This window comes from Fodinibius sp. GM108 (genome assembly GCF_058386985.1).
The window spans coordinates 101,248-113,405 of record NZ_JBYEIR010000010.1 but is presented as its reverse complement, the minus strand read 5'-3'; the positions used below and the strand labels follow the sequence as shown (position 1 = coordinate 113,405).

At 43.0% G+C, this 12,158-nt stretch carries 15 protein-coding genes; 13 read left to right on the top strand and 2 right to left on the bottom strand.

From position 1 onward, the window contains the following. Nucleotides 1-2: 2 nt before the first annotated feature. Complete coding sequence (gene rffA / locus ACT3ID_RS16750) at nt 3-1,130, bottom strand: dTDP-4-amino-4,6-dideoxygalactose transaminase (protein WP_491543210.1); 1,128 nt, start codon at nt 1,128-1,130, stop codon at nt 3-5. 124 nt (nt 1,131-1,254) lie between these two features. Between rffA and ACT3ID_RS16745 the strand changes: the two genes are divergently transcribed. The 3 genes from ACT3ID_RS16745 (at nt 1,255) to ACT3ID_RS16735 (ending at nt 4,839) form a co-directional block, all read left to right on the top strand. Next, nucleotides 1,255-2,745, top strand: a complete 1,491-nt coding sequence (locus ACT3ID_RS16745) for a lipopolysaccharide biosynthesis protein (protein WP_491543209.1) — start codon at nt 1,255-1,257, stop codon at nt 2,743-2,745. Between the two features lie 76 nt (nt 2,746-2,821). Beyond that, nucleotides 2,822-3,826, top strand: coding sequence for a sulfotransferase family protein (locus tag ACT3ID_RS16740; protein WP_491543208.1), 1,005 nt, complete (start codon nt 2,822-2,824; stop codon nt 3,824-3,826). 26 nt (nt 3,827-3,852) lie between these two features. Further along, a complete protein-coding gene (locus tag ACT3ID_RS16735) occupies nt 3,853-4,839 on the top strand; it encodes an NAD(P)H-quinone oxidoreductase (protein WP_491543207.1) in 987 nt (328 codons plus the stop codon). Between the two features lie 66 nt (nt 4,840-4,905). On the opposite strand, the gene ACT3ID_RS16730 is transcribed toward ACT3ID_RS16735, so the two are convergent. Beyond that, entirely contained in the window at nt 4,906-5,283 is a 378-nt protein-coding gene (locus tag ACT3ID_RS16730; RefSeq protein WP_491543206.1) for a GxxExxY protein, read from the bottom strand. Nucleotides 5,284-5,425: 142 nt separating this feature from the next. Between ACT3ID_RS16730 and hisS the strand changes: the two genes are divergently transcribed. The 10 genes from hisS (at nt 5,426) to ACT3ID_RS16680 (ending at nt 12,158) form a co-directional block, all read left to right on the top strand. Next, nucleotides 5,426-6,685: a histidine--tRNA ligase gene (gene hisS, locus ACT3ID_RS16725; RefSeq protein ID WP_491543205.1), complete on the top strand. Its 1,260-nt coding sequence runs from the start codon at nt 5,426-5,428 to the stop codon at nt 6,683-6,685. Between the two features lie 190 nt (nt 6,686-6,875). Then, complete coding sequence (locus ACT3ID_RS16720) at nt 6,876-7,883, top strand: hypothetical protein (protein ID WP_491543204.1); 1,008 nt, start codon at nt 6,876-6,878, stop codon at nt 7,881-7,883. 285 nt (nt 7,884-8,168) lie between these two features. After that, nucleotides 8,169-8,723, top strand: coding sequence for a Na+/H+ antiporter subunit E (locus ACT3ID_RS16715; protein WP_491543203.1), 555 nt, complete (start codon nt 8,169-8,171; stop codon nt 8,721-8,723). Continuing rightward, nucleotides 8,724-8,999 carry an MrpF/PhaF family protein gene (locus ACT3ID_RS16710; protein WP_491543202.1) on the top strand — a complete coding sequence of 92 codons (276 nt, stop codon included), beginning with the start codon at nt 8,724-8,726 and terminating at the stop codon, nt 8,997-8,999. Next, nucleotides 8,992-9,309 carry a monovalent cation/H(+) antiporter subunit G gene (gene mnhG / locus ACT3ID_RS16705; RefSeq protein ID WP_491543201.1) on the top strand — a complete coding sequence of 106 codons (318 nt, stop codon included), beginning with the start codon at nt 8,992-8,994 and terminating at the stop codon, nt 9,307-9,309. Before ACT3ID_RS16710 ends, mnhG begins: the two co-directional genes overlap by 8 nt. 8 nt (nt 9,310-9,317) lie before the next feature. Beyond that, nucleotides 9,318-9,563, top strand: coding sequence for a Na(+)/H(+) antiporter subunit B (locus ACT3ID_RS16700; protein WP_491543200.1), 246 nt, complete (start codon nt 9,318-9,320; stop codon nt 9,561-9,563). Then, nucleotides 9,560-9,868 carry a hydrogen gas-evolving membrane-bound hydrogenase subunit E gene (gene mbhE / locus ACT3ID_RS16695; RefSeq protein ID WP_491543199.1) on the top strand — a complete coding sequence of 103 codons (309 nt, stop codon included), beginning with the start codon at nt 9,560-9,562 and terminating at the stop codon, nt 9,866-9,868. Before ACT3ID_RS16700 ends, mbhE begins: the two co-directional genes overlap by 4 nt. Further along, nucleotides 9,858-10,298, top strand: a complete 441-nt coding sequence (locus tag ACT3ID_RS16690) for an MnhB domain-containing protein (protein ID WP_491543198.1) — start codon at nt 9,858-9,860, stop codon at nt 10,296-10,298. Before mbhE ends, ACT3ID_RS16690 begins: the two co-directional genes overlap by 11 nt. Then, entirely contained in the window at nt 10,291-10,659 is a 369-nt protein-coding gene (locus ACT3ID_RS16685) for a cation:proton antiporter subunit C (protein WP_491543197.1), read from the top strand. Before ACT3ID_RS16690 ends, ACT3ID_RS16685 begins: the two co-directional genes overlap by 8 nt. Continuing rightward, the gene (locus tag ACT3ID_RS16680) at nt 10,656-12,158 is read left to right on the top strand and encodes a proton-conducting transporter transmembrane domain-containing protein (protein ID WP_491543196.1); all 1,503 of its coding nucleotides are present in this window, start codon (nt 10,656-10,658) and stop codon (nt 12,156-12,158) included. The genes ACT3ID_RS16685 and ACT3ID_RS16680 overlap by 4 nt, the downstream gene beginning before the upstream one ends.

The window sequence follows — 12,158 nt, the reverse complement described above, 5'->3', positions numbered from 1 at the left end:
TTTTAAATTACTCGCTCGATAGCATCTGTTATACTGTCTAGATAATCATCAGTAATCTCCAACCCCGGATAAAGCGGCAAACGAATCAGGCGATTGCTGAATTCCTGCGTTTGCTTAAGTGAATCATTTGGTTCAAAATGAGACTCAAAATACGGGGCGCTGTGCAAAGGCACATAGTGGAACGTGGCCGGTATTCCTTCCTCCTTAAACGACTCGATCAATTGTTTCTGCTGTTCTTCATCTTTCGCTAAAAAATAAAAAATGTGATAATTCGATTCGCACTCCTCCGGTATCAGGGGCAGCTGCAGTTTATCTGTATAAGGAGAGAGTGTTTGTATATATTGCTGCCAGATTCTGCGGCGTTTTGTCTTAATCTCATCCCGCTTTTCAAACTGCGCTTCGAGCACCGACATCAAAATATCGGATGGAATATAGCTGCTGCCTTCGTCAACCCATGTATACTTGTCCACCTCTCCACGGATAAAAGCCGCCCTATTGGTCCCCTTTTCGCGTACAATTTCAGCCTTTTGAGCTATCTCCTCATTATTCGTCAGAAATGCCCCGCCCTCTCCACAGGTAATATTCTTCGTATCATGAAAACTGTAACAACCAATATCCCCCATTGTGCCAAGCGGCTGTCCGTTGAAATAGGCATCCACTCCCTGGGCAGCATCTTCAACAACATAAAGATCATGCCGGTCGGCAATATCCATTATGGCATCCATATTACAACTGATACCCGCGTAATGAACCGGTACAATAGCTTTTGTACGATCGGTAATTTTACGCTCAATATCGGCGGGATTAATATTCATGGTATCGGGGATAACTTCTGCAAATACCGGTTTTGCGCCTCGAAGCACTGCCGCATTGGCCGAAGACACAAAATTAAAGGATGGCATGATCACTTCATCTCCCTGTTCAATATCCAGCACCATCATAGCCATTTCGAGAGCATGCGTGCAGGAGGTGGTCAGCAGTACATGGTTGACCCCCAACCATTGTTCCATCTTTGTTTGCAGGCGTTGCGTATAAGGACCGTCACCCCGCAGATGCTTTCCGCGAAGCGCTTCAACCACCGCCTGTTCTTCCTCTTTACCTAAATAGGGTTCATTAAATGGGATTTCCATAAATCTTTTGCTAAATGATGCCAGATAAAAAGCTAATGAAAAGCAAATTCGCCGCTTGATGCAATTAGATTCACCAAAAATATTATTAACTTCCCACTCATTTCAAACAAAGAAGAGGAACGTCTTGGGAATTATCGTTCGGCAAAGCGTACAAAATACGATTATCTCGTATTTTGGCGTGGCCCTGGGGTTTGTAATCACAATCTGGATGTATCCCAACATACTGGAACCTGAACAGTATGGACTGACCCGTGTATTGCTGTCACTGGCAATGGTTTCAACGCAGCTGGCCAATTTGGGGACAAAGAACACGATTATTCGCTTTTTCCCTTTCTTCAGGAACAGGAAGGAAAAACATCACGGCATTTTATTTTTATCGCTGGCAGTCCCTTTGATGGGATTTTTACTCCTGACTGCCATCCTGATTTTATTCCGTCCTACTATCATCAACTATTTTATTGAACGATCAGAGCTGCTGGTCGACTATTATTGGTTTATCCTGCCCCTGGCTTTCTTCATCCTGTTTTTTCACGTGCTTTCCAGCTTTGTGCAGGCTCTGTATGATACCGTCATGTCGTCATTCCTGATGAATATCGTAGTCCGGTCGATCACAGTCGTAATCTTGCTGGCATATTTGTTCGAATGGGTCACCTTTTACCAGTTTATGATCCTGTTTGCTTGTAGCTATGCTGTCATCATGCTCTGCATGTTCATCTATACGCTCTGGATGTTTGAGGTAGATCTGAAACCGGATTTCGGGTATCTCCGAAAATCACTTGTAAAAAACATGATGAACTACAGTGTTTTTGTGTTTTTCGGAGGTATCGCTTCAATCGTGGTATCAAACATTGACATCATCATGTTAAGCTCCCTCGCGGGTCTCGACGACACCGGAATCTATGCCATTGCCTTTTACATCGGCTCCGCCATCACCATCCCGCGAAAGTCGATTTACCAGATTTCGTCACCGCTTATTGCCGATGCGTTCAAGGCCAAAGATTACAACATGATCGAAGATATCTACCATCGCTCTTCGCTAAACCAGATTATTGCAGGCGGACTGCTTTTCTGCGGAGTGGTTGCCAATATCGACAACCTGATGAATATCCTGCCGCCCGATTACGCAGGCGGTGCACTGGTTGTTATCATCATAGGTGCTGCAAACGTTTTTGATATGGCAACTGGGTTGAACGGTGCCATAATTTTAAATTCCAAACATTACCGCTTTGATCTCTACTCCACTCTGTTTTTGATTGTGGTTACAGTTGTCTTAAACTATCTTTTAATACCAATCTACGGAATTTTGGGAGCAGCCATCGGTACAGCCACGGCCGTCTTGACTTACAACACGTTTAAAGTCATCTATGTATGGCTGAAACTTTCGATGCAGCCCTTCGAATGGCAGATGCTTTATGTAATAGCAGTCGGCACATTTACGCTCTTGGTTATCTTCCGGATCCCGACCATCGGCGGTGTTTATACAGATATTCTGCTCCGCTCAATAATCGTGACCCTTATCTACGGCGTACCAATCTGGATGCTGAATATTTCTGAAGAGATGAACGACCTTATTAATGAAAGTTTCAATTATATTTTTGCATTTTTCAGACGCTGATTTCATGACAGAACGCAACCTATTGAAACCTTTGTTTAATAGTAATTATCTCAATCACAGATGCTAATTGGTCTCTATGGTAGATTCTGATTGGAAAACCGATACTCCTTCGCTGCTGCCGGACTTTATTATCGGCGGAGCTATGAAATCGGGAACCTCTACACTCCATGCAATTTTAGACAGGCATCCGGATGTATTCATTCCAGAGGGAGAAATCCATTTTTTTGATATCGACAGCCTGTTTCAACATCGTGAGTTTAACTTTCCCAAACCGGATTCCGGTAAATGGACTTATCAGATGGTGCAGGATAACACCCAAAAAGTGTGGGAATGGTACCTGGAAAAATTCAAAGGAAAGGATCAAGCTGTAAAAGGTGAAGACTCAACTACTTATTTGGCGTCAAAGGTGGCTGCCGAGCGTATTGCAGCACAAGACAAAAAAATAAAACTTATATTCTTATTGCGTCATCCTACCAGCCGCGCATATTCGCAATATCATCACCTGCTCAGATCGGGACGTGCGATTTACAGTTTTGAAAATATGATTAAATATCAGCCAGAGTTCCTCTTAAAAAGGAGCTTATATAAGGAGCAGCTGGAAAACTATTATGATCTTTTTCCCAATTCGCAGATCAAGGTTGTTTTGTTTGAGGATTTTATTCGAGACACGAAAAATATTATGCAGCAGATTTGTGATTTCGTTGCAGTTGATGCTGACAAGTTTGATGAAAAAGCTTTTCAGTTGCACACAAACAAGGCCCGGCTTCCAAAGTTTACACGACTCCAGATCTTTTATAATCGACTCTATCGCGTTTTCGGCCGATTCTCCAAATACAATGCTTTGCCCGACATGCCCCTGCACCAGAATCATGAGTCATCACGCTGGGGCAAGCTTTTAGAAAAAACACATCGTTCAATAAATCCTTTGAGCAGAGAAAGTAAGCCACCGATAAAAGAAGCAACACGAAAGTTCCTGGACCAGTATTTTTTCGATAATCTGCAGGGGATAAACAAACTGACAGACAAGCAAATTTTGCAAAAATGGTTTCCCGAATTAGTTGATGAAGCCTCCGAGTCATAAAACAAACATTTTAAAGAAGTTTCACTATGAAAGCCATACAGGTCATACAGCAAGAATCAGGATCTGAACTAAAAATTATCGAAACAGAAACACCAGTTCCAAATGACGATGAGATCCTTGTAAAAATAAAAGCTACAGCCCTTAACCGCGCCGATCTGTTGCAGCGCACGGGCAATTATCCTCCCCCTGAAGGCGCCAGTGAAATTCTGGGTCTGGAGATGGCGGGTATTGTGAAAGAAACGGGATCTAACGTAAACAAATGGCAACCCGGCGATCGTATCTTCGGCTTGCTGGCCGGTGGCGGATATGCGGAATATTGTACTATTCACGAAGATATGGCTTTGGCCATCCCCGATAACCTCTCCTTCCAAGAGGCAGCGGCCATTCCCGAGACATTTTTGACGGCATTCCAGACGCTGGACTGGCTGGGCAAATTACAACAGAAAGAAACAGTACTCATTCACGCGGGAGGAAGTGGTGTGGGTACATCAGCAATACAGCTAGCCCGTCAATTGTTTGATGCATCTATCATTACCACAGCCGGCAAGCAGCACAAGCTGGATACAGCCAAAGAACTGGGCGCTGATTTCGCCTATAATTATAAAGAGCAAAATTATGCCGATGGAATTATCAGTGATATCGGCAAAGATTCGGTGGATCTGATCATAGATTTTATTGGCAAACCATATTGGCACAAAAACATGGATGTGCTGGCCATGGACGGACGCGTGGTGTATCTCTCGTTTTTGGGCGGACACAAAATTGAAGAACTGAGCCTGGTGCCGATTCTTCGAAAGCGATTGACCATCATGGGCTCTACCCTTCGCAATCGCTCACTGGATTACAAGATTGCGCTTACTAAAGATTTTACCAAACAGGCGCTCTCGTTTTTCAAAGATGGAACCCTGCGGCCTATCATCGATTCTACCTTCGACTGGACGAAGACCGAAGCCGCCCACCAGCGCATGCAAAACAACAAAAACACCGGCAAAATTGTATTGACTGGAATGTAAGCCACAGATCTGCACTGATCAGAACAGATAAAAACAGTATTAAATCTGTGAAATCTGGCTAGAAATTTACTTGTCGAAAATAAATCGTTTGAATTCAGGTTTATTTCCGAAATTCATCAACAGTCCTATTTCTATATCTGTTGCTTTTAAATAGTTGATTAATTGAGCCTTGTGCTCTGGTAAAAGTTTAGAAACAGACTTCAACTCTACTATGACTTTATTCTCTACCAATAAATCAGCTTGAAAACTCCCCACCACATTATTTTTAAAATGCACCTTAATAGGTTTTTGAACAACTACTTTTAACTGCAACTCCTCTTTAAGAACTACCAACATCGCATTTTCATATACCGACTCAAGAAATCCTGTTCCCAATTCATTATATACTTCATAATAGCCCTTAATTATTTTCCGAGTTAACTTGTGATATTTATATGTATTCATCTGTTTAAAATCTGTGCAAATCTGTGGCTATTTAATAGTAAGACCTAATTAAAAGGCTATCCTTACAAATTGGGTAAGAATTTCTCCTCTGCCTCCGTTATCTTTGGAGCGAATAATTTTTGAAACAGAACTGAGACAATTCATGGCGCAACCGACGTTTAAAACACATGCGGGAATGGTCGATATCCTGCCCGGCGAAGTAGAAAAATGGCAAGCACTGGAACGGATTATCCATGAAGAGGCCAAAAAATTTAATTTTGAAGAGATCCGCACGCCCATCATGGAGCAGACCGAGCTCATTGCCCGCGGAGTGGGACAATTAACCGATATTGTATCTAAAGAGATGTTTGCTTTTGAACGGGGTGACGACCAGTACGTACTGCGTCCCGAATGCACCGCCCCCGTGGCACGCGCCTTTGTGGAGCACCACCTGGAACAGCGCGGCGGCACTCAAAACCTTTACTACATCGGACCGATGTTCCGCGCTGAAAAACCGCAAAAAGGTCGCCGGCGGCAATTTCACCAGTTCGGAGCCGAAATTATAGGCGCCGATGATCCCGCCGCCGACGTTGATATTATTGCCCTGATGATGTCTATATACAACCGGATCGGCATCAGCAACACCACATTGAAGATCAACTCTGTCGGGGATCCCGAAAGCAGAAAAGCTTACACCAAAGCGCTCAAAGATCATTTTAGGCCAAACCTTAATGAACTAAGTGAGATTTCCCAGCAACGTTTTGAGAAAAATCCACTGCGCATATTGGATTCCAAAGAGCAAGAGGATCAGCCTTTTATCAAAGACGCACCGATCATTACAGACTTTTTGACCGATGAAACCGAAGCACATTATCAAAAAGTCAAAGAGTTACTCAACGATCTGGATATCCCTTTTGAAGAGGATCCGCACATGGTGCGCGGACTCGATTACTACACACGCACCGCTTTTGAGCTGATCAGTCCCGATTTGGGAGCCCAGGATGCTCTCGGCGGCGGCGGACGCTATGATCTGCTCATTGAAGAGATCGGCGGTCAACATACCCCGGCAGTCGGATTTGCAGCCGGTATTGAACGCCTGATGATCGCCTGTGAAGAGCTTGGCATCGATTTAGTCGAAGAAGAGATGCTTGACGTTTACATCGTAACACTTGGCGAAAACGCTCGCAAATGGGCTCTCAGGCATCTCCCGAAATTGCGCAAAGCCGGACTCTCCGCTTCTATGGATTATATCGGACGATCGATCAAAGCACAGATGAAAGACGCCGATCGTGAGAATGCACGTCACACTATCATTGTCGGTGACCATGAGCTGAATGAAGGCAAGTTTACGCTTCGAAATATGGTAGCCAGCGAGGAAGGTGCTTTTACCTTTGACGAGATATTAAATAAGCTCACAGGATGATTGATATCGTAAAACGTGCCCTCGAGCGTCGAACTGAGGTTCAGCCGCAGAGCGACTGAACGAGCATCATAGTTTTTTTGTGCAGCTCTGTGACTTCTCTGTGTAACTTTGTGGTATAACCCGGGGGCAGAAGGAATTAAACATCCTAATAACTAAAGTGCAGTAAATATAATATTAAGGTGGCTTATCCATGAAGCAAAAAACTAAATACTACCTGATAGGGTTTTTGCTGCTGTTTGTTTTCATTATTGGCTATCACTTCTTTGCCGCCTCACAGGCCGAGCAACAGATTGATCAAGCGTTGCAAGAGCAATCATCACAAAATGAATTTCTGTCTGTTCAGTATTCTGGAATAGATGTGTCGCCGTTTAGCGCCACTGTTTCCATTCGTGATTTGAATGTTAACTTTGGGGATCATATTGAGCGTGCCCAGCACCTGCAGCTGGATATGAGCTATCTTGATTTTCTTAATATATACATTGGAGGACTAGCCTACGGATTGGAACGTCTGAATAATGCTGATATCCAGGTTATTCAGCCATCGTATGTTAATCGCGGAGATTTTAGCGAACTGAAAATGGACACGCTGAATATTTCATACACCGGTAATGCTCTGGATGGGTTACAAAGTGCTGTTAATGGAACTCCTTTTTCTTCGCCACAATCTATTGATGCCCACAGCTCAAACCTGCGAATTGTTCTTCCTGAAACGCCCATTGTCAGACTCACAGCCGAAACATTTACCTATTCGGGATCTATCCCCGAAAACCGACAAAGCTTCTGGACAGAGGGAGAACATCAATTCGCACTCGATTCGTTGATCTGGACGCCATCCCAATCCATACAACAAACCTACAGTTTTATCATTAAAGGATTTGGTTATGACAGCGATGCCATCCCGTTTGAATCGGCAAAATTAGTTTCAAAGAAAGACACACAGGATGATATGTTGCAGATAGAATCATCAATCAAATCTGAACTGGCTCTGTTGTCGGCCTCTGGCTCAATCGAACTTACAGATCCCGTAGAAAACTCCCGTTTTCATGAAATGAAACTAACGCTTTCTGAATTTTCTGATTCTTTTAGTAATGTTCTAGACAATATTGAACGCCTTCTGGGAATCTCTCTCCCCCAAAAAAATGATTCGATCACATTTCAAATACACGGGACAGTATCAAATCCAACTGTCGGTCAATAGCAGCCTTCCAGTTTTTTAAGTTGGGTCCAAGATTCAGCTACTGAGTTTACATTTTTTTATAGAAAATACTCAATTAGTTTAAACAGATTTTTGGAAAGATAACCTACAGTTTATATCCTCTATGACTAAATTTTAGTGACTTGGTTTTAAAAAATAGTGTGCGCTATTGTCGATAAACTAAGAGATTGTAAATCTACAGATAAAAAGCTTTAAACCATTTCGCGTAACATCCAAAATTTATATTTTTGGAGCCGCTAACTTTCAAGACATCTAATAGGTTAAATTTTGAAGTTATCTGTTAAAAGTGTGGTTACAACGTTTGTAAGCCTTATGGGATTCTGGTATCTCATGAGTGGCTTTTTTGATCTTGTTCATACTATAATGGGTGTATTGAGTGTAGGGGTAGTGATGGCTATCAACTTTAGGCTTAAATCGACTTCCTTTTATGAAGGTGATATAGACGCTGTTAATGATCTTCGCTACTTTTTTGTCCCCTACTATTTTGTATGGTTACTTGGGCAGATTATCATTTCAGGAATACAGGTAGCAAAAATTCTACTGAGTCCCTCATTGCCAATCGAGACTACCGTGGTACGCTTCAAGGTTGATTTTCCCAATCCACAATGTAAGATGATATTGGGTAACTCCATCACCCTTACGCCCGGCACTTTAACTGTAGATATCAATGACGATGAGTTTACTGTCCATTCTATTTCATCTGCTTCATATGAGGGAATTGCCAGTGATAAAATACCACAACAGGTACTTAGATTATTCAAAAAAGAACTTCACCCTGTTGTATCTGATTTCAGAGTCATTAGTAATAGCGAGGAGTTATAAATGGATATCTTTTTTCTATACAGTGCGGTTGTTTTAACAGCTATTATTACCGTCCCCGCTTATCGGGTAATTAAAGGGCCAACAGTATTCGACCGCCTTGTTGGTGCTAATGCTATAGCAACCAAAACCATTGTACTTATCTGTTTGATTGGATATATATTTGGGCGTATTGAAATGTTCATAGATATAACCCTTGCCTATGCAATTCTGGGATTCCTGGGCTCGATGATTATTGCTAAATACTTCTCAACGACAAAAGTGAATTTCAATGAATGAGTTTACCTCTGCTTTAACTATTATTTTTGTCGTAGCAGGAATTTTCTTCCTGCTTATCGGAAGTATAGGGACTGTAAGACTACCGGATTTTTATTCGCGTACCCACGCCACGAGTAAAAGTGATACCCTGGGCATGATGCTTATCATTATCGGGCTGATAATTTTTGAAGGCTTTACGTTAAACAGTGGTAAATTATTTCTGGTACTGCTTTTTATTATGCTGGCAAACCCCATTGGAGCACATGCACTGGCCCGAGCGGCACATGAAAGCGGACTTATCCCCGAGTTTCTCGACAATAAAAAAGATTAAACGTCACCATGTACTGGGCACTCGAACTTATTTTATTCATTTTTTTACTGGTTACAGCCTTTATTGCGCTCGAAGCTCATGACCTTCTTGTAGCAGTTGTAATGCTCACGATTTTCAGCTTCTTAATGGCTTTGTTATTCACCACTATGGGAGCAGTTGATGTTGGCTTTACAGAAGCTGTCGTTGGTGCCGGATTTACCGGTATCTTACTCGTTATAACTATTTATCAAACCGATTTCAGGACAGTAGATTGAAGTATATAAAACTCATATTAATTGTAGCATTTACCCTATTGCTGCTTTTTGCAGCCTCGGATTTGCCGTATCGTGGCAATCCCGATAATCAAATGAACCAGGAAGTAAGTATAACAGGCACCGAAGTACCGGGTAACTACTATATCCAGGAAGCCTATAACGATGCTCATACACCCAACATCGTAACAGTAGTATTAGGTGACTATCGAAGTATTGATACATTTGGCGAACAAATTGTGATTTTCACAGCTGGAATAATCTGCTTTTTGCTGTTAAGAAAACGGGGGCACAACAATGACGAATAAAGAATATAGCCCAATCATATTATATGGCTCCCGTATTCTGAGTCCGTACATTATGTTATTTGGCTTTTACGTGATTTTCCACGGTCACTATTCACCCGGCGGTGGATTTCAAGGCGGAACGCTTTTGGCAGCCTCACTGCTTCTTATGCGTATAAGCGGTGGATTTGAAGTTGCCAACCTGCAATTCAAGGACTACCTCGCTACTCCTTATGCTGCGCTCGGGGTACTTATATACTTTGGTACCGGACTCATCTCTGTTATTACCGGAGGATATTTTCTGGATTACGGCGAACTGCCCATACCTGGGCTAGAACCCGCAGATCTGCGTTACTGGGGTATTCTGATTATTGAGGTGGGAATCGGCATAACAGTAATGGCCGTGTTAGTGCTAATATATGACAACATGGTAAAAGGTGAAGATTATGATTGATTTCTTTTTGGGTCATTATGCATACTGGTTTACCATCATTTTGTTGGCAATCGGGCTCTACGGGATGCTTTTGAAAAAAAATCTGGTCAAAAAGACAATTGGACTTTCTATTTTCCAGGCAGGAGTGATTCTATTTTTTGTTTCCGTAGCAATGAAAGACGGTGCCACTGTGCCGGTAAAAGCTGAAGAGCTACCCGTTAGCGAAGCGGCCAACTACATGAATGCCCTGCCGCATACCCTCATGCTTACAGCTATTGTTGTAGGCGTGGCAACGCTTGGAGTCGCTTTTTCCCTGATTATTGCTATATACAACCGCTATGAAACACTCAACGAAGAAGAACTATTAGATAAGATTCAATGATTGGACCCGATATACCGGCTTTAATCCCCATCACATTTATTCTCTTTGCTATTCTGATTCCAGTCGTTGGACTATGGAAACGTGATCTCTCGTGGCATCTTGCTCTGCTGGGTGCAGGTATCGCCTCCTTTTTCTCTTTGTATGGATTAGTGCACCTGTTGCAAACCGGCGAAACCATTCGCTATCTCTTTGGGGGATGGATGCCGCCCATTGGCATTGAATTCGTCTATGACGGCCTATCCGCTTTTATCGTCATGATAATTAACGTCATGGCCTTCCTGGTTCTGATCCACTCCAAAAAGATCAGTAAAGCCGAATTTCCAGGAAAACTGACAGGATATTTTACCGTTGTCATGCTGATGATGCTCGGCTTTAACGGCATGGTGCTTACCGGTGATCTGTTTAACCTCTTCGTATTCCTTGAAATCTCTTCACTTTCCAGCTATGCACTTATCGCCATTGGCGAAAAAAGAGCACCCTATGCCGCTTTTCGATATCTGATTGTCGGAACAGTCGGTGGATCACTCTATCTGCTGGGCGTTGGATTTTTATACACCGTTACGGGCACGCTCAACATAATCGATATGCATGATATGCTGCCCGAGGTCATTGGACACTCCTCGGTGATCGCTGCCCTCATACTCATGATTGTGGGCATAGGCGTAAAAGCGGCCCTGTTTCCACTGCACGGCTGGTTGCCCGATTCCTATACGTATGCATCGTCTGCCTCCTCGGCACTGATTGCTCCTATCGGGACCAAAGTGGCCGCCTATATTTTGTTCCGTATCGTGCTTTTCCTCTTCGGTATCGATTTAATTGATGCCGAACTGCCAGTCACAACAATCATAGGCATATTCGCAGGTATTGGAATTCTCTACGGATCTATCATGGCCATCGCCCAGAGTGAGCTTAAGAAAATGCTGGCCTACAGTAGTGTTTCGCAAATTGGATATATCATTATGGGATTAAGTCTGGCGAATCCTTTTGGATTTATCGGGGCGGTACTCCACATCTTGAATCACGCTTTGATGAAGGGACTTCTTTTCCTTGTATCGGGCAGTATAAGATTTAAAGAAGGACATACCCTGATTACCGACTTTAACGACAGTTATCGCAAAAAATATCCATGGACAATGGCGGCTTTTACAACCGCAGCTGTCTCGATGGTGGGATTACCACCACTGGCTGGCTTTTTCAGCAAGTGGTATCTGGCACTGGGTACTATCGAAAACAGCAGCTGGCTTTTGTTGGCAGTAATTCTCATCAGCTCGCTGCTAAACGCGGTGTATTTCTTCCGAATTCTGGAGAAAGTATATATGAAAGATCCCGAATCACAGCCAGTAGCTGAAGTTGGAGCTTCGGTTCCATCTCAAAACAACGAAGTGGGTTTTAGCATGATGTTACCGATGGGGATTATGGCCGTTGCACTTTTTGCCGTGGGTATCTTCAATGCCTACATCGTTGAAATAATTGTAACTATGTTTCCGGCAGGATTTTAA